This is a genomic window from Capillibacterium thermochitinicola (genome assembly GCF_013664685.1).
GTDB lineage: Bacteria > Bacillota > UBA4882 > UBA10575 > UBA10575 > Capillibacterium > Capillibacterium thermochitinicola.
The window spans coordinates 112,566-131,074 of the sequence record NZ_JAAKDE010000004.1 but is presented as its reverse complement, the minus strand read 5'-3'; the positions used below and the strand labels follow the sequence as shown (position 1 = coordinate 131,074).

Genomic DNA, 18,509 nt, shown 5'->3' with positions numbered 1-18,509 from the left:
GGGAACAAATAGTCAAGGGGTAGCAAATATTAGGGTTGTTGGTCCGATTTGGCGGAGAGATCGAACATTGACGGCCTTAGTTTCCTCTGTTATCATTAGTTTTGACGTAATTTTTTTTTAAGGTAGATTAATTCCATTCCGTACTCCGTTTCGATGGCGGGGGCAGTGAAGTTAAGGAGATAAAATGATGAAACGATTTTCTTTGCGCTCTCTACCTGTTATTTTAGTGATTGGTCTCATCTTATTGGTGTTGACCACTTCTTTGACCGGACAGGAGCCCAGCCGGGAGCAGGTTTTAACCCAGCTGGTGATGGGTTCCCTTACGGCCTGGCATTATGCTTCCCCTTCCGATATGAATCTTTGGTCGGCGCAAGCCTTTGACCTTTACCTGAAGGCGCTCGATTATAATAAACGCTTTTTTACGCAGTGGGATCTGAAAACATTAGAACCTTTCCGTACCAGGCTCGATGATGAGGTGCGCCGGGGGACTACGGAATTTTATAATCTTTCCTGGACCCTGCTGAGTAAACGCCTCCGGGAAATACAGGGTTATATTGATACGTTTTTGGCGGAACCCCTGGATTTTGAGGTCCAGGAGTATATTGAGCTTGATCCGAAGAAAAGAGATTATCCGAAGGATTCGGCCGCCCTCAAGGAATTATGGCGTAAACTGGTTAAAGCGCAGACTCTCAACGTCTATCTGGATCTCTTGTTGGCGGAGGAAAACGCCACGGAGACCTTGGCCGGAAAATTCCAGGCGATCAAAGGCCGGGCCCTCCAGCCGGAATTGGAGGAGCAAGCCCGGACGAAAGTGAAAAACGATCTGAACCGGGTTATTCGGCGGATTCTGGAGGAAAAAGCGGAAGACCGCTTTGCCCGGTACCTTAATGCGTTAACCCGCAGTTTTGATCCGCACAGTAACTACCTTGCCCCCAAGGCAAAGGCCGATTTCGACATCGAGATGAGCGGCACCTTGGAAGGGATTGGTGCCACCTTGCAGGAAGAGGGCGAATATATCAAAGTTGTCAGCATTGAACCGGGTGGGCCGTCCTGGCGGCAAGGGCAATTGAAGGCCGGTGATATTATCCTCAAAGTGGCCCAGGGGGATGAGGAACCGGTCGATTTGACCAACATGCCGGTGGATGAAGCGGTGCTGCTGATCCGGGGAAAAAAGGGGACCGAAGTAAGATTGACCGTCAAGAAGCCGGACGGGCAGATCGAGGTTATTTCGATCATCCGTGATGTGGTTAGCTTTGAAGGAAAGTACGCCCGGTCGACGGTGATCGAAACCGGGAAAGCCGGACCCAAGGTGGGATATATCGCAATTCCCTCGTTTTATCATGACTTTAATAACCCCAACGGCCGGACTTCCGCGGGCGATGTCCGGAAGGAACTGGAGCGTCTGAAGAAGGAAAATGTGGCCGGAATCATTCTTGACCTCCGGGACAACCTGGGGGGCGCCCTGGATGATGCGGTCAAGATGGCCGGGCTATTCATCGAATCCGGCCCCATTGTGCAGTCGAAGAACAAAAAAGGGGAGATTAGCGTCTTTTATGACCCGGACCCGGCCGTGGTGTATGAGGGGCCCTTGGTAGTGATGGTCAATACCATGAGTGCCTCGGCTTCGGAGATCCTGGCCGCCGCCTTGCAGGATTACGGCCGCGCCGTGATTGTGGGCAGCGCCCATACTTTCGGGAAAGGGACGGTTCAGGGCATGATCAGCCTTGACCACTTTCTGGATTATCTTTTCCCGCGGTACGCTTCGTTTAAACCCCTTGGTTCTTTGAAGTTTATGGAAGAAAAGTATTACCGGATTAACGGCGGGGCAACCCAGTTGGAAGGGGTGCAAGCGGATCTGGTCCTGCCCGACCCCTACGCTTACCTGGAGATTGGGGAGCGGTACCATGAGTATGCGCTGCCGTGGGATAAAGTCGCTCCGCTCTCCTACAAGCCTTGGGCTAGTGCCGCCTGGAATTTGGCGGAGTTGAAAGCCAACAGTGCCCGGCGGCTTGCCGACCATCCGGGCTTTGCCTTAGTACAAAAAAATATTGAGCAGGTCCGGAAACAACGGGAATCGACTTTACAACCTTTACAGCTGGCCGAGTTTATCGAACAGCAGCGAAAGGTGCAGCTGGAAGCCGAAAAATTGAACACGGCGCCGCAGCCGACAATCGGGGCGGGCTGGAACTTCATCGGCCAAAGAGCGCAAGACGAAGTTCACGCCGCCCGGGAAAAGGAATGGCTGGATCAGCTCCAGACCGATTTATACCTGGAAGAAGCGGTCCATGTGCTTTTGGATATCGTCAGGGCCGGCAGCCAAGCGGCGGCCGCCTAACCTGTGGGGTGTGGGTAGTACGCGGAGTAACTGTCTTTGTTAATACTGTCTCTCGACAATAAGGATTGGGCGCTGATAAAGCGCCCTTTTTGGTAGCCGTTTTCCCGAGCCGAACAAACCGGTGCCGCCGGTTTTCGGATATACTAAGCATGTGGCAGCCGGAACCAACCGGAAAGCGCCAGTTTCCGTTGACCGGCAGGAAAAAGCAGAGTAGAATAGAAAGGAATAGAAAGTTTGAAAGGATAATTTGGCAGGGGGAGATTGACCATGAGTACAACCGAAAACAATTCGCCAACTAATTTTATCAAAAATATTATTAACGAAGACCTAAAGCAAAACAAGAACGACGGGGAAGTGATCACGCGGTTTCCCCCTGAACCCAACGGTTATCTCCATATCGGACACGCAAAATCGATCTGCCTCAACTTCGGTTTGGCGGCGGAGTACAATGGCCGTTGCCACCTCCGTTTTGATGACACCAACCCCAGCAAGGAAGATATGGAGTATATTGAGTCGATCAAACGGGATGTACGCTGGCTCGGTTTTGACTGGGGCGAGCATCTTTATTACGCTTCCGACTACTTTGAGCAGCTTTACGAGTATGCTGAGCTCCTGATCAAAGCGGGTAAGGCTTATGTTTGTGATTTAAGCCCCGAGGAGATCCGGGCTTACCGGGGAACTCTGACCGAACCGGGGAAAAACAGCCCCTACCGGGACCGGACGGTCGAAGAAAACCTGGATCTTTTCCGCCGGATGCGGGCCGGGGAGTTCCCTGACGGTTCGCGGGTCTTGCGGGCCAAGATTGACATGGCCTCGCCCAACCTCAATATGCGGGACCCGGTGATCTACCGGATTTTACGGGTACCCCACCACCGGACCGGCGACCAATGGTGCATCTACCCGATGTACGATTTTGCCCACCCGCTCTCCGATGCGCTGGAAAAGATCACCCACTCCATCTGTACTTTGGAGTTTGAAGACCACCGTCCTTTATACGACTGGTTTATCGAGCAGCTCCCTGTTCCCCGTAAACCGCAGCAGATTGAGTTTGCGCGTCTAAACCTCACTTACACAATGATGAGTAAGCGCAAACTTTTGCAGCTGGTCGAACGGGGAATTGTCAGAGGCTGGGATGACCCGCGGATGCCGACCATTGCGGGACTGCGCCGCCGCGGTTATACGCCGGCTGCGATTCGGGATTTCTGCGAACGGATTGGGGTGGCCAAAAGCAACAGTACGGTGGATATTGCTTTGCTGGAACACTGTTTACGGGAAGATCTGAACAAACGGGCGCCCCGGGTAATGGCTGTCTTACGACCGCTCAAGGTCGTGCTCGAAAACTACCCCGAAGGCCAGGTGGAAGAGCTGGAGGCGGTGAATAACCCGGAAGATCCGGCAATGGGGGTCCGGAAGGTACCCTTCTCCAAAGTTCTGTATATTGAAGAAGATGATTTTATGGAAGATCCGCCCAAGAAATTTTACCGTTTGGCGCCGGGGCGGGAAGTCCGTTTGCGCTACGGTTACTTTATTAAATGTACCGGCGTTATTAAAGACGAGTCGGGTAAGGTTGTGGAACTCCGTTGCACCTACGATCCGGAGACCAAAGGAGGCTCCGCACCGGATGGAAGGAAAGTCAAAGCCACGCTCCACTGGGTCTCGGCCGCCCACGCCGTCCCGGCGGAGGTCCGGCTGTATGACCACCTTTTCACGGTGGAGGATCCGGGTGCGGCCGAGGATTGGGAGTCCTGCCTTAATCCCAATTCCCTTGAGGTTTTAACTTCGGCGATGGTCGAACCCTCGCTCCGCGACGCCAAACCGGAGGACCGTTTCCAGTTTGAACGGCTTGGCTACTTCTGTGTCGACCCCGATACGACCGCCGGGCGCTTGGTGTTTAACCGGACGGTTACGCTGCGTGATACCTGGGCGAAGATCCAACAAAAAAGCCAAGATCAAGACCAGGAATAGTAAAGGCCAGACTTCATCGACACGGTTCGATGAGCGGGGCGGGAACTATTTTTAAAGTATTTTTGGGGTATACGAGGCGAATAATAAAAACCGGCGCGGGGAAGAAGGTTCCCCGCGCCGGAAAAGATATCGGCGGTTGCCAAGGCCGCGTAAACGCGCAAAGCGTGGTAAAACGTGGGCTTAGCATAAGCCCAGAATAAGCAAGAAGAGGATTAGGAAGACGATTAACGTCAAGATTTGATCATGCCCGCCTCGAAAAGAACCCATTCTTTCTCCCTCCAAAACTGAATTTCGAGAAGTTATTGCCGGTGGTCACCCATACCGGTGCCAATAGTTTTGTCGAAGTGTGTCCTTTTAGTCTTATCATATGACCCGGGGCGGTAAGAAGGAACACGGCTTTTAGAATAAGATTAAAATTTCATGCATAAAAGGGAAGGAAAGCGGATATAATTTTAATGCAGCTGGATGAAAAGGCGCCAAAAGTCGGAGCATCCTGAAAAGGGTGAGTACTGCCCTTCGCCTGTGAGTGCCGGGATGCTGGCTTTTCATCAAATCCGGCTGCGGCAAAAAGATGACGAAAGTGCGCACCATGTCATCTTTTGAGGGGGGTTTGGTTACCCCCCTTTTTTATTTTTCTGGTCACCCCTTTTGTTTTTTACCTCCGTTCCAGGCTCAGCAGGTCGCGGATGACTTCGGCGGCGACGATCAGCCCGACCATGGCCGGCATGTAGGAGATCGTTCCCGGTGTTGCGCGCCGGCGGGGGCAGCAGCATGCTTCGGTGACCGCCTCCTTTGGGCAGGAAGGACAGCCGGTGTTCGCGGCGGGTGCCGCCGTAGTCCCTTCCGGGCTGTGGACCGGTGGTTCAGTGGAGAAGACCACTTTAACGCCGCTTGTAATGCCACGGTCACGGAGCCCCTTGCGGACCGCTTTGGCCAAAGGACAGGTATGGGTCTGGCTGATATCGGCGACCTTAAGTGCCAAAGGATCCAATTTATTCCCGGCTCCCATTGCGGAGATCACGGGGATTTCCCGTTCCCGTGCATACTGGATGAGGGCGATTTTGGCCGTGACTGTATCAATGGCATCAACGATATAACTGAGGTCGCCGTGCAGGACAGAAGGGAGATTTTCCTTCCCGACAAAGATCTGCCAGGGAACGACGATAACCTCCGGATTAATCGCTTTAACGCGTTCGGCCATCACCTCGACTTTGGGCCGGCCGTAATTTCCGGTTAAAGCGTGAATCTGGCGGTTGGTATTAGAAAGCTCAACTTGATCGTGGTCGACCAACACCAACCAGCCGACTCCTGCCCGGGCCAGGGCTTCCACCACAAAAGAACCAACCCCGCCGACCCCGACCACCGCGACTCGCGCCTGCTGCAGGGTGCTTAAACCGGCGGTGCCGATTAACTTCTCCATCCGACTAAAACGCATTTGGGTTTCTTTCTCCAGCATGACAAGACCTCCATTACGCAATTTCAAGTTTTCCCTAAATCCAATCAATTTTTTGTTCGATGTATTATATTGGGCAAAAGGCTCCCCGCTTTATTTTTCCCGCTGAGGGGTATCACTTCCTGCTTTGGGCTTTTTCCCAGAAATACTTGCAGGATATTAGGTGGGTAAAAAGAATATAAACCGAACGGAGTTATAACTTGAATTTGTTTTAATATACTTTGATCATGTGGATTTACCGCGCGGAGAGTTATGAGGAGAAAATTGATTTTAGGAGCGTTTATGGATGAAAATTCGAATCCAAAAAGCCGTCCTTGTCGTCTTATTCCTTCTTGCCGTCGGGCTGCAGGTTACCGCCAATGATCCGTTTCTTCCTTTATCGGCAATACGACCGGGGATGATTGGTTACGGATTAACTGTTTTTGCCGGAACAAAGGTGGAAGCATTTCCTGTGGAAATCGTTGGCATTATGGAGGGAAGCGGTTCCGTCGCCCACCTGATCCTGATTAAATTTACCGGTGCGCATACTTTGGCGGCGGGAATGAGTGGAAGCCCGGTTTTTATTGGGGATAAACTGATCGGCGCCATTGGTTATGGGTTTCAAAACAGCGATCACCGCTATGCCATGGTAACGCCGATTGAAGAGATGCTAACTTTGTGGTCAAGAAAAGAGGCGGAGACCTTCAATTTTATTGAGGGTGGGTTGGCCGGGTTTGACGGCGTAATCTTTGGGGAAGCACCGGCCAACGGAAATTGGCTCCGGGCGTCTCCGGTGGCGGCCCCTTTGTTTCTTTCCGGCTATGGCCCCCGGGCCCGCCAATACCTGGTCAATGCCCTCGCAAAACAAGGAGTCTTTACGTTGCAACAGGGAGGGGGATGGACTCTCCCCACTTTTCTTCCGTTGACGGCGGCGGGAACAGAGACGGATCCGCCGGCGGCAAACCCGCCGTTCCAACCGGGAAGCGCCCTCACCATCTCGCTGGTGGAGGGTGATTATAAGGTTACGGCACTGGGGACTTTAACCTGGTTGGATGGGCAAAAATTCCTCGGTTTTGGTCACCCTTTTTTAAACCGCGGGAAGGTAGATTTCGGGGTGGGCGGGGCCGAGATTTTGAGTGTTATTGACAACCAAGACCTTCCTTTCAAGATCGGGGTGGCTTTCCCCTGCCGCGGGCGGATCACCCAGGACCGGGGGGCGGGCGTGGCCGGCGAGCTGGGGGTTTTGCCCAAGATGGTGAAAGTGACCACCGAAGTGACCGATGAAGAATCGGGTCTGGTCCGCAACTATGCTTTTGCCGTGGTCAACGAGGAAAATCTCCTTCCCAACTTAGTGCTGGCCGGAGTGATCGATACGATCGACCGGACGCTGGACCGGATTGGTTCCGGGACCGCCAATGTCTACTTTGAGCTGGAGGGGGATAATTTTGACCGCTTTCAACGGGAAAATTTATTCTGCGGACCCGATGTGGCCGCGGTGGCTGTTCAGGAACTAGGGGAGCTCCTCCGGGTGCTCACGGGTAACGAATTTGTCCATCCGGGACTGACCAATGTTAAAGTGCAGGTAAAAATTAATCCCCAGTTGTTGCAGGCGAAAATTGTCAAGGTTGAACTGCCCAAAAAGGAGTTTGCGCCGGGTGAAAAAGTCACCCTCACCGTTCACCTCCTTCCCTACCGGGGGGAAGTGGTTGAAACGCCCTTCGAGGTTGAACTGCCATCCACTCCAGGTAAATGGGTATTGATGGTATATGGTAATGAGTATGACTATGTCTCTGGGGAACAAGAGGGTACCGAGGAAGAATTGTACAGCATGGACCTATACCAATCCAGTACTAGCCTGGAGGAGCGCTTGGCGGATTACCGGACGAGAATTCAGAACAATCAGTTGGTAGTAGAATTTTTGCCGGCCGCAGGGTTGGAAGGACCGGAATTATCAGAAACACCCGAAGAAGAGGCGGAGAAGGTCGGGGAGGAAACAGAGGAGGAGGGTTCGACCCGCGACTATCAAACCATCGATACTCCCTATTTCATCAGAGGCCAAGAGCAGATTAACATTGAAGTATTACCGGCCACCGGGAAAGAAGCCCCGGTGTGGTTAAAGTATGAGCCCACGAGCAGTATCGATGTTACAGAGTTGTAGGTTGTAGATGGTTTTTAAAAAAAGACGGGAACAGGATTTTGTAATGGTTCGTTTCTATATAATGCAGTTAATTACGAGTTGATTTTCCATTCCTAACCGGATTTGGATAGTGTTAAACGCCTGAGAACGACAGAAGGGAAGAAGGAGGGAACAGGGTTTGCGGTTGAGAACAGGGAAAATCCGGTTCCTTTATGCCTTCTTTCTCCTTTTCTTTGGTGTTGTTTTCATTTGGGGGGTAAAGGTTTTTCCCTCCACCGCACTGGCGGGGCGGATCAAACATGTGGTGGAGAACGAGATGTCCCGTTTTCTCTCTGCGGAGGTACAGATCAAGGAGGTTGGTCTTTTCTTTTTCTCCCCGGAGTTAAGGGAGGTAGAGATCAGGACCGCCGGGGGGAAACCGGTTTTAACGGCGGCGAAAATCCGCGTCGGGTTGGACTGGTTCAAACTGGTGACTACCCGGTCCTTCAATAAAGGTCTGCGGAATCTTGATCTAATGACCACGACGGTCTGGTTATGGGAGACCCTCAACCTTTTCCGTTTCGATTCCAGCGGCGGCGGGGGCGGTGTTTTACCGATTACGATTGGTCTTTATGATTGCCGTCTGATCATGGAAGAACCAGGCCGGAAATGGGATTGGGGAAATTTTGCGCAGTTGAGCGGCTATGTTGACCTGCGTGGTTTTCCCCAGATCCGGGCCACCGCCGAAGGGAAAAGTACACTTGACCCGGAGGCGGCGGCGGTGGTGGAACTGGCCTATGCCGTTCAACGTAAACAAGGAAAGCTGAAGATAAAGGCGGAGGCAGCTTCCGCACCGTTATGGGGGGAGAAGATCTTCCGCCTTCTCAGGTACGACCGAGAGTGTAGAGTGGTGGCGGGGAAAGTCAGTTCCGAGGTGGCGCTCCTACTCCAAAACGGAATGGTAAGATTGGACGAGGCCCAGATGGCTTTCGCCGATTCCCGGTGGGAGTTGACGGCACTGCCATATCCCCTCGAAGACCTGAACGCGGAACTGGCGGTCTCGTCCACCGGAATTTCAGTGCAAAATTTTAAGGGAAAGTATCATGACGGCCGGATTAGTCTTAAAGGAAACCTGGAGACCACTTCCCTTGATCTTGATGTGAATCTGTATGCGACCGGCTTGGATCCAGCGGATTGGGCCACTGTGATTCCCCAGTTGAAAACGGTGGGACTGGCCGGACTGGTCGATTTGAACCTGCAAATTGGCGGTAAACTCAACGCCCCGGAACTGACGGGGGAAGTACGCATGACGGACGGCCGGTTGGCGATTGCCGGATCCTCCGCTGCCCTGGACGAGCTGCGGTTGCTGGCGCGGCTCGCCGGTGATGAGTTTCATCTTTCTTATCTGCAGGGGCGGATCGGCGGGGCTCCCTTCTTCCTGCACGGACGGGTCTTTAATTTTTCCGATCCGGCTTTGGATTTAAAAGGCGAAATCAAAGATTTTCCCCTCGATATCCTTGCTTTTGAGGAGTTTCCGCTGACGGGAGGCGGTGTTGACGCCACGTTTCAGGTGCGTGGCCGGCTGGCCGCACCGGAGATCAAAGGCGACCTTACCGGCCGCCACCTGCAGGTGGCGGGCACGAGCGTGCCATCTTTAAAGTTGAGTGGGGTCTACCATTGGGCGAAGGATCACCTGCAGATTAACCGGTTAACGGTGCAGGCTTTAGGTGGACAAGCGGTGATCCGCGGCGAGCTGGCACAATTGACCAGCGCGCCCATTCTGCAGTTGGACGTGCAGGCGCAACAGGTTGCCTTGCACCAACTCCCGTCGTCGTTATGGGGAGAGAAGATTCCTGCGTTGACCGGGACGGCCGATCTCGACTTGATTCTAAACGGGCAACTTTCCAGGTTGGTCGGTGAGGCGGAATTGGTGGTTACAGCCGGTAGCGTGGACCGTTTTAGTTATGATCAGCTTCAACTCGTGCTGCGGAGCGACGGGGACCGGCTGGTGGTGCGGGCGGTCCTTAAGGAAAACGACGGTAACCTAATTGCGACCGGTTCCCTTCAGGCCGACACCGGTGATTTCCGGGGAGACCTTCTCCTGCACGGGTTCAAACCGGATGACCGGTTATTGCCCCACCCCTTTGCCGTTTTCAACGGTGATATTAATGGGTTGTTACAGGTGGAAGGGAATTGGACGGACGGCCGGCGGATCCAAGGCGAAGGCTGGCTGGAAATCTATGATTTGACCTATAACGGGCAGGAACTTGGTGTTTTGAAGCTCAAGGGGAAGGCGGAAAACGGCCGGCTGAGCCTGAGCGATTCCTTTCTGCTAACGCCGGCCGGTGAAATCAAGCTCACCGGATTGGTGGAGTGGCAAGACCAGCCTTTCTATGCTTTGGATGCCAACGGCGAAGACCTGTCCCTTGAAGATCTTGGTTCCCTTTTTCCGGATTTTTCCCTTGCCACCTTGGCGGGGTTGACCGATTTGCGGCTCAAGATCACCGGTTGGGAAGACCCGCTGATCTCCGGTGAAGTGACCAGTGCATGGCTGGGGCTCAATGGTTATTATTTCGGAGATGGTGCGGTTGCTTTCCGTTGGCAGGAGGGGGAGCTCTCTCTTGACCGTCTCCTGTTAGGTTCGGCGGCGGTGGGGCTGCAGGGGCAAGGGAAGATCGGTGCCGACCGGCAACTGGACCTTGATGTGGCGGTGCGGAACTTCCCCCTCGTCGCGCTGGATAAGCTTTTCGGGGACTATTTACAAAACCCGGAGCTCCTAAAGAAAATATCCGGTACACTGACTGGACAGGGGAAATTACAGGGGACGATCGAAGAACCGGTCTTTGCGGGAGAGTTGAGTGTAACCAAACCGGTCTTTGCCGGGTTTGCCCTGGACTGGCTCGGGGGTGAACTCTCTTGGTTCGACCGGAGGCTCTCCTGCGAGCGCTTACGGTTACGGCGGGGCGAAGAGGAGGTAACCGTTTACGGTCAGGTTGATTGGACAAATGGAGCACCATATCTGGATCTGGGTTTAAAAATGGAAAAGGCCGGGTTGGCCGATCTGTTGCTCGTGGTGGGGCGCGCGCCCAACCTTCGGCTTGATGCTGACTTGACGGGTTATTTACGCCTCTTTGGTCCGTTGGCTCAGCCCCAAATCCGTCTGATTACTCAGATTGAAAACGGGGAGCTTAATGGTTATACTCCATTAAGTGGCGAGCTTGACTTACAGATCCATGATTCAAAGGTAACGGTCAACCGTTTATTGCTTGATGACGGCAGTGGGGAGTTGTTTGCTTCGATTGTTTACACCCCCGGTGTCCAACTGGATATTAACGCCCGGACCAAAGATTTTTCGCTTAAACCATTGGTTGCGCTAACCGGGCGGGCCGATCTGCCGACGGAGGGCCGTTTTGACCTGGAAATGATGGTTACAACCACGGATGACGGAATGCAAGGGGAGTTTGAGGCATTCCTGCAGGATATCGTCTGGGGAAGTATCGCCGTTAATTCGTTGGGGCTTTGTGGCCGGATCAATGATGACCTGGTGTTTCTGGAAGCACAGGATTTAGGGACCCAACGCCTCTCGATTCAGGGAAGTATTCCATTGAACCCGGAGTGGTTTGGCGGTTTACAGTTACCGACGGCCTGGCCACACCGGTATAGCCAGATCGACCTCGGGCTTTCTGCGGAGAAAATGGAAGCCAGCGTCCTGAATACGTTCTTTACGGGAACAAAGTTCACCGGAGGGACGATCGACGGTTTGATTTCGTTGAACGGGACATGGCGAAAACCCTATTTGGTAGGGCAAATAGAGATTACCGGCGGGCGGGGAACGATTGCCGGTTTATCTCAGGAACTAAAGGATCTCAATGGACTCCTTTCCTTTTCCAGCCGCGGGTTGGAGCTGAGGGGGTTGAGCAACCGCGAAGGAAGTTACCTGGAAGGACGGTTGGGCCGTGGGCGCTTCCGTTTGGGAGGAAGGGTGATGATGGATGGTCTGCGGCTGGAGGGCTTCGCCCTACGCTTGAACGGCGATAATCTTCTCTTATCCCCGTCTTTCTTTGACGGGTTGGTCGGCGGAGAACTGACGCTCGCCGGGCCTGCCACCCAACCGACCTTACAAGGGAAGGTGGCGATCCGGAAAGCCCGGATTGAACTTCCGGAGGCTAAGGGCAACACGGTTCCCTTTGATCTGAACTTGGATCTTCAATGTGAAGCCCTGAACGATGTTTATTTCCGGATGTACGGCATGGCTTATGTTCCCTTCAACGGCCGTCTGCACGTCGGTGGTACGCTCCGGAAACCGGAGTTAAACGGGGAGCTTGTTTCAAACCGTGGTTGGGTGAATGTGCTGGGCGATACGTTCCGGATCAAAAGCTTGCGGGCGGAATTCCGTCCGGATTATAAGCTCTATCCCTATTTGGAGTTGGAAGCCACCCGTTTTCTCGCCGGGACGGAAATCTCGCTGAGTACGGCGGGGTGGTCCGGGGATTTGGATAGTTTAGTGATTAACCCCAGTTCCAATCCGCCCATGAGCAGGGAAGAAATATTGAAGCTCCTGAATTGGCCGGAAAAGATTGAGGATGGATCCCTTACTTTCGCCAATCTGTTTCAGGAGAATATCAATATGGTCGGGGACTTTTTTATCGGGCGCGTCCTGGATGAGTTCCGAAGCATTATGCCCATTGATTTCCTCACTTTGGAGCAGGACCGGCAGGAAGGGACCTTCTGGATGAATATGGGTAAGTCTATTAGTGAAGATTTATACCTCTCGTACAGCAGAAACCTGACCTCACTGGATGAACAGGTTTGGAATCTAGAATGGAAGATTGTTCCCAACTTTTCCTTACTTGGGGATTACTCCGCCGCGGAGGGGTTACGGTGGCAATTCCAGTATAATTTACGTTTTTAATGTATAGTTCGTTATTTTCGCCAAATTTACCGGAAATCTTTATCCGAAGCAAGAAGGGAAAGATGTGTCCAATCACGAAACTTTTAGTGATTAGTGCTCCTCAGATTGCTTCCAAACTGCTTCTCTAGTTGAGCTTTTTCTGCTGTTAGCGGCGGGAGGCCTACGGGCGGAGAAGAGACTCTGTCCTTTGCTGTTTTCGACGGCGGAAGAAGCGATAGTCCAAACAAAAAGGAGGCCAATTCGGTGACGAGGATCTTAAAAATCCCGGTACTACTTGGTGTTGTGCTTTTTATGTTTATGATGTGGAGCGGACCGGCGCTGGCGGTAGGAGAGCTTGTTCTATCGGTCGAGATCTCCGGTAACAAACAGGTAAAAGAGGAACAGATCCTCCAGGCGGTAACCAATATACGCTTGGGCGAAGCCCTTGACCGGCAAGCGGTGGTCAAGGATCAGCAAGCGATCATGGATCTTGGTTATTTCGCCATGGTGGAACCCTACGCCGAAGAATTTCTCGGCGGGATTAAAGTGGTCTTCCGCGTGGTGGAAAATCCGCAGATTACCCGTTATGAAATTAAAGGTTTGGAACGGATTACACCCGAAGAGGTACTTCCGTTTTTCCGCCAAAAACCAGGAGATGTTTTCAACTACGTAACGATGCTGAACGACCTGGTGATGGCGCAACAGTATTTCAATGAGGAGCGCGGACTGCTCATCCCGCCCTTTAGCGGTAGCGCCGGTGAGATCAGTGAGTTAATGCAGATCGATGAGGAAGGGGTAGTCCATCTTCATCTTACCGAGGCCCGCTTAGGCCGCATCCGCTACCAGGGGTTGGAGAGAACGAAAGAGTTTGTCGTGGCGCGGGAGATGACGCTGAAAGAAGGAGACATCCTGGACCTTAACGTTTTACGGGAAGATACGCAGCAACTGGCCAGACTCCAATTGTTCTCCGATATTTCTCCCCGGCTGCAACCAACCACTGAACCGGGGGTGATGGATCTGATCATGGAGTTCAAGGAGGGTGAGAACCGCATTTTTAACATGGGTATCTCTTATACTCCGGTGGACAATACGCTCCTGGGGAGCTTTGGGATCACAGATCCGAACCTCATGGGCCTTGGCCAGAAGCTCTCGTTTAACATGGAGTTCAACCCGAACAATGTTTTTAATTTTAATTTTGAGTTCCAGGAACCCTGGTTGGATGCAAAACAGACTTCTTTGGGGCTCAAGCTCTATTCCAACCACACGCTTTCCTTGTCCTCGCGGAACTTGGATGGTGGTGTTTTCTCCGGTAAAGATGGGCGGTTCGATAACAAGTACACCTACAATTACAATGAAAAGAAGACCGGCCTCAACCTGACGCTGGGCCGGCCGTTGAACCGCCACTTACGGTTGAGCACATCCTTCCGGATGGAACGGGTGACGATAGACCCGCAGGAGTGGGTGGCCGACCGGAACAACCAGTATGAATATGAAAATGCCGAAGGCAACAAACAGACCATCGAAAAAGAGGATGATTACCCTACTCTCCCCTTAAAGCAAGAATACTGGGATAATAGTCTGGGCCTCGGGTTGAATTACAACCGTTTGGTTTATACCGGCGCCTATACCACCGATGGTTACCACGCAAGTTTAGGTCTTAACCTTCACGGCGGTATTTTTGGCGGCGAATACGATTATCAGCGCCTCTACGGGGAATTTAAACAGTTCTATTCACCCTTGGCCCACACCACCCTTGGTTACCGGGTGATGGGCAGCAAGATCCTGGGGCAAACACCCGACTCTTCCAAGCTGTATCTTGGTGGCGAATTATCTCTTCGTGGTTACGACGTCAGACATGTCTCCGGGGACCAACAGGTTCTGGCCAATTTCGAGCTAAGACAACGGATTCCCAATGCGGAAAACCTGGAAGCCGTCCTCTTTTACGATGTCGGGACGGTCGATTTTGAAAAGTATTATCACAGCTATGGGGTGGGATTCCGTTATAACATTCCCTTATTGGGGCAACTCCGGTTTGACTTTGGCTGGACGCCGGAGAGCGGTAAACCCAAGTTTAACTTTTTCTTCGGAGAGATGTTCTAGGTGGGGAGAAATCAGAATAAAAGGAGAGGTTTAAGATGAAATTGAAGGTTGCAAAGAAACTGGTCCCCATGGTGTTGTTGATTGGGATAGTCTTCGCCATCACCGGGCTCGTTGCCGCCAAAGGCGGATCAACGGTTGGGTATATTGATATGCAGCGATTACAGAACGAACTGTCGCTGTTTCAGGATTTGCAGGAACTGTTGCAACAAAAAAATGCTGAGTTTAACAGCTTTGGAGCATATCTCCAAACGCAACAAAAGAACGAGTTGAATGCCCTGGAAAAGCAGAAGGAAGCGGAGCTGAAAGGGAAATCGGAAGCGGAACGGAAAGAGATTGAGGCCAAATACCAAGAACAGGCGCGCAAGGTCATTAAAAGCTATCAGCAAAAGCTAGAGGCAGAAAATGCGCGGTTGTCCAGTGAAGTGCAAGCCAAACATGAAGAAATTATCGCCAAAATCGAAGCGACTCTGGAGGAGATCGCCAAAAAAGAAGGTTATGCGATTATTCTGGAAAAAAGCGTCGTTTACTATGGGGGCGTGGATTTAACTGAGCAAGTGATCGCGGCTTTGCAGAAGTAACAGCAAAGGAGATTATCAACCGGCATGATCCTTCAAGACGACGGTGAACAGGAGCATGAATAAGAACACTACTTTGCTTCGGCGAAAACTCTTTGTATTGATCCTCGCCGTCTTTATTGGGGTCGGGTGTTGGTTTTATTATCGCTCTTCCCAGGTGGTAGCCCCGGAAACGGAGATTATTCTCTTGCCGGAACTGAAATGGGGGTCTTATCGCCAGATTACGCAGGCAATACAAGATCTGCCCCGCAAGTTGCAGTGGCGGTTGGAACGGCCGGGCCAAGAAGCCGGTGTTTTTTCTCCAGCGGGAGATGGGCTTGGGGAAGAGAGGGGGCAAGCGGTTTTACGTTTAGAGCTAGCCCAAAGGGAAGCGCTGCTTGCGGAGGAGCTTCAGCTCCGGCGTCGGCTGCTCACGATGAAGATCGACCGTTTGGTTCACCAGAAAAGAAACCAAGATGAGTACCTGATTAAACAGGCCCTGGAGGAAAAACGGCAGGAACAAGCTGCTGAACTAGCTGATTTTCGTCGGCAAAAAGAGAAAGAATATTCATCGAAGTTGGCGACTTTGCATTTTAAAATGGCAATGCCCGATTTATCTCCGGAAGCAAAGTCCAGCTTAGCTGCGGAGGTTGCCGCGCTCCAAGCGGAGCTAAGGGCGGAAGTTCAGCAAAAAGAGGCGTCTTTGGCGGCGGCATTGGCGGACTATGCGGTGGCGCAACAAGAAGCGTCTGCGCGCGAGCTGGAAAGATACCGCCGAAGATTGGAGGCGGAGAGCGAGCAGGAGTACCAACGGGAAAAAAAAGAACTGGAAGCGGAATTTTGGGCCTGGGTTCGGGAAAACGATGGGGTCGAGCGGTTTTTAGCGGAGAATTTGGAATAAAGGAGGAGATGTGTAATGGCGACTTTAGAAGAACTGGCGTCGCTGGTGAAAGGAAAAGTGGTCGGCGATGGAAAGCTTGAGTTGACCGGGGTTTCCGGATTGGATACAGCCCAACCGGGCGAGATCTCGTTGATTGCTTCAGCGAAGGCGCTCCCTGCCGCCCGGGAGAGTAAAGCGTCGGCCTTTATTTTCCCTTCGAATTTAAGAGAGTTTAATTTTCAAGGCATTGAGATAGATAATCCCCGAATGGCTTTTGCCCAAATTTTGTGGTATTTCTATCCGAAAAAGAAATACGCGGAGGGAATTCACCCTTCGGCCGTGATCGGCGAAGGGTTTCAGCATGGTCCCGGCTGTCACATCGGCCCGTTGGTCTTTATCGGTGACCGTGTAAAGCTGGGCAAGGGAGTCGTGATCCATCCGGGCGTCGTGATCCAGGACGATGTGGAGATTGGTGATGATTCGGAGATCCGGCCCAATGTGGTCTTATGCCACGGGACGAAGATTGGCAACCGTGTACTTATTCACCCGGGGGCCGTTATCGGCGGCGACGGGTTTGGGTTTGAAAAGACCAGTGACGGAAGACACTTAAAAGTGCCGCAAGTGGGCTGCGTGGTCATCGAAGATGATGTGGAGATCGGGTCGAATGTCACGATTGACCGGGCGACAACCGGTCAGACCTTGATTGGCGCGGGGACCAAGATCGACAACCTGGTTCAGATCGGTCATAATGTTAAAGTTGGCAAGGATTGTATTATGGTCGCGATGACCGGAGTTGCCGGGAGCACGAAGATCGGCGACCGGGTGACTCTGGCCGGGCAATCGGGGATTAACGGCCATATTACCATCGGCGATGATACGGTAGTTTTTGTCCGGGGGATGGTGATCAGCAGTCTTCCGCCGAACTCAATCGTTTCCGGCCAACCAGCCCGTCCCCACGGCGAGGATATGCGGATTCAGGCGGCAGCCGGTAAACTGCCGGAACTGCTCAAGACCATCCGGCAACTGGAAAAAAGAGTTGCCGAGTTGGAAGGCAAACTCAACTAAGAAACAAGTGTCGTGTTTTTGAAACCCGGGCGGTTTTGTGCGTTTAACGTAGAAACCTTAACGGGTTTTCTGCTTAAAGGGGTTCTGAGGTGATGAGAATTATCCACCGTTATTTACTCCGTGAGTACCTTACCAATTATCTTTTTTGCAGTGCTGGTTTTTTGGTTCTCCTGATCGGCAATTTTATCTTTGAGATCTCAGATTTTCTGGTGGATAAAAGGGCTTCTCTCGCGATCATCTGCTTACTTGTTTATTACCAGATCCCCTATTTACTTATGGATGTCTTCCCGGCGGCGGTTCTGTTCGGGGTGTTTTTGGGTTTGGGACGGTTGACGCGGGAGCGGGAGTTGGATGTGATCAGGACCGCCGGGTGGAGTTTTCCGGCGCTAACGGCACCGCTTTTATTGGTTACATTGTTCCTTTGTATAGGAGCGTTTTATTTTAACGACCTGGTGGTTCCGGCGGCAAATTTCCGTTACGAACAGGAAATAAGGAAACTGATCCATAAGGACTTTATCCCCTTTATCCAGGAGAATGTGGTTTTTAAGGGTCCTGATGACCGGTTTTTTTATTTACGCCGCGTAAACGAAGGGAACCGAACCGTTGAGGGGGTTATGATTTACCAAAACAACGGTCGTTTCCCGCGCCTGATCACAGCAGCTTCGGGGTGGATTGAAGAACAGTTTTGGCACTTGAAAAAGGGTAACTATTACGAACTGGACGCGGAGGGGAATATTACCACCGTAACCTCCTTTGAGGAACTGGTGGAAGATGTGGGCGAAGACCTCAGTATTTTCCTGGGGCAAGGTAAAGGGGTGGATGAGATGAGCCGTGCCGAGCTGAAACAGTACATGGAGCTCTATGCCAAAAGCGGCCTCGACATAAGCTCCTTTGCGGTGAACTATCACCTTAAAGTGGCGTTACCCTTTGCCGGCTTAATCCTGGCTTTTCTCGGTTTGCCTTTTGCCACCATGTTTCCAAAGAGTGGGCGCGCGATCGGGCTTGCCGTGAGTATGTTGCTGATTATGGTCTATTTTTTCACCACGGTTCTCTTCCGGGAGTTAGGGGTCTCCGGTTTGGTCTCCCCGTTTTGGGCGGCGTGGTTGCCCAATGTTTTCTTCCTTGCCTTGGGGATCGGTTTGTTGTTTCGCGTGATTAAATAGGGTGAAGG

At 52.3% G+C, this 18,509-nt stretch carries 11 protein-coding genes; 10 read left to right on the top strand and 1 reads right to left on the bottom strand.

What is annotated here, in order from left to right; genetic code table 11:
- The first annotated feature begins 187 nt into the window (after positions 1-187).
- The 3 genes from G5B42_RS02730 to G5B42_RS11780 all read left to right on the top strand — a co-directional run bounded on the left by G5B42_RS02730 (position 188) and on the right by G5B42_RS11780 (position 4,903).
- Positions 188-2,335, top strand: coding sequence for a carboxy terminal-processing peptidase (locus G5B42_RS02730; RefSeq protein WP_181338909.1), 2,148 nt, complete (start codon positions 188-190; stop codon positions 2,333-2,335).
- A 267-nt stretch (positions 2,336-2,602) separates the two neighbouring features.
- Positions 2,603-4,300 (top strand): glutamine--tRNA ligase/YqeY domain fusion protein, encoded by a 1,698-nt coding sequence (locus G5B42_RS02725; protein ID WP_181338908.1) that lies wholly within the window; start codon positions 2,603-2,605, stop codon positions 4,298-4,300.
- A 465-nt stretch (positions 4,301-4,765) separates the two neighbouring features.
- A complete protein-coding gene (locus G5B42_RS11780; RefSeq protein WP_231133177.1) occupies positions 4,766-4,903 on the top strand; it encodes a hypothetical protein in 138 nt (45 codons plus the stop codon).
- 52 nt (positions 4,904-4,955) lie between these two features.
- Here G5B42_RS11780 and G5B42_RS02720 read toward each other — a convergent pair whose 3' ends face one another.
- Positions 4,956-5,756 (bottom strand): tRNA threonylcarbamoyladenosine dehydratase, encoded by an 801-nt coding sequence (locus tag G5B42_RS02720; RefSeq protein ID WP_231133176.1) that lies wholly within the window; start codon positions 5,754-5,756, stop codon positions 4,956-4,958.
- A 283-nt stretch (positions 5,757-6,039) separates the two neighbouring features.
- On the opposite strand from G5B42_RS02720, the gene G5B42_RS02715 reads away from it, so the two are divergent.
- The 7 genes from G5B42_RS02715 to G5B42_RS02685 all read left to right on the top strand — a co-directional run bounded on the left by G5B42_RS02715 (position 6,040) and on the right by G5B42_RS02685 (position 18,501).
- Complete coding sequence (locus tag G5B42_RS02715) at positions 6,040-7,890, top strand: hypothetical protein (protein ID WP_181338907.1); 1,851 nt, start codon at positions 6,040-6,042, stop codon at positions 7,888-7,890.
- 157 nt (positions 7,891-8,047) lie between these two features.
- A complete protein-coding gene (locus G5B42_RS02710) occupies positions 8,048-12,760 on the top strand; it encodes a translocation/assembly module TamB domain-containing protein (protein WP_181338906.1) in 4,713 nt (1,570 codons plus the stop codon).
- A gap of 243 nt (positions 12,761-13,003) precedes the next feature.
- Entirely contained in the window at positions 13,004-14,839 is a 1,836-nt protein-coding gene (locus tag G5B42_RS02705; protein WP_181338905.1) for a BamA/OMP85 family outer membrane protein, read from the top strand.
- Positions 14,840-14,874: 35 nt separating this feature from the next.
- Positions 14,875-15,417, top strand: a complete 543-nt coding sequence (locus tag G5B42_RS02700; RefSeq protein WP_181338904.1) for an OmpH family outer membrane protein — start codon at positions 14,875-14,877, stop codon at positions 15,415-15,417.
- A 55-nt stretch (positions 15,418-15,472) separates the two neighbouring features.
- Positions 15,473-16,294 (top strand): hypothetical protein, encoded by an 822-nt coding sequence (locus tag G5B42_RS02695; RefSeq protein ID WP_181338903.1) that lies wholly within the window; start codon positions 15,473-15,475, stop codon positions 16,292-16,294.
- A 15-nt stretch (positions 16,295-16,309) separates the two neighbouring features.
- On the top strand, positions 16,310-17,338 hold the full coding sequence (gene lpxD, locus G5B42_RS02690) for a UDP-3-O-(3-hydroxymyristoyl)glucosamine N-acyltransferase (RefSeq protein WP_181338902.1): 1,029 nt from the start codon (positions 16,310-16,312) through the stop codon (positions 17,336-17,338).
- Positions 17,339-17,430: 92 nt separating this feature from the next.
- Complete coding sequence (locus G5B42_RS02685) at positions 17,431-18,501, top strand: LptF/LptG family permease (RefSeq protein WP_231133194.1); 1,071 nt, start codon at positions 17,431-17,433, stop codon at positions 18,499-18,501.
- Positions 18,502-18,509: the final 8 nt, after the last annotated feature.

Bases quoted from the DNA above. Each gene is read 5' to 3' on its own strand.
- G5B42_RS02720 (WP_231133176.1), bottom strand. From the start codon at position 5,756: ATGCTGGAGAAAGAAACCCAAATGCGTTTTAGTCGGATGGAGAAGTTA.
- G5B42_RS11780 (WP_231133177.1), top strand. From the start codon at position 4,766: ATGAAAAGGCGCCAAAAGTCGGAGCATCCTGAAAAGGGTGAGTACTGC.
- G5B42_RS02685 (WP_231133194.1), top strand. From the start codon at position 17,431: ATGAGAATTATCCACCGTTATTTACTCCGTGAGTACCTTACCAATTAT.
- G5B42_RS02700 (WP_181338904.1), top strand. From the start codon at position 14,875: ATGAAATTGAAGGTTGCAAAGAAACTGGTCCCCATGGTGTTGTTGATT.
- G5B42_RS02695 (WP_181338903.1), top strand. From the start codon at position 15,473: ATGAATAAGAACACTACTTTGCTTCGGCGAAAACTCTTTGTATTGATC.
- G5B42_RS02715 (WP_181338907.1), top strand. From the start codon at position 6,040: ATGAAAATTCGAATCCAAAAAGCCGTCCTTGTCGTCTTATTCCTTCTT.
- G5B42_RS02730 (WP_181338909.1), top strand. From the start codon at position 188: ATGAAACGATTTTCTTTGCGCTCTCTACCTGTTATTTTAGTGATTGGT.
- lpxD (WP_181338902.1), top strand. From the start codon at position 16,310: ATGGCGACTTTAGAAGAACTGGCGTCGCTGGTGAAAGGAAAAGTGGTC.
- G5B42_RS02725 (WP_181338908.1), top strand. From the start codon at position 2,603: ATGAGTACAACCGAAAACAATTCGCCAACTAATTTTATCAAAAATATT.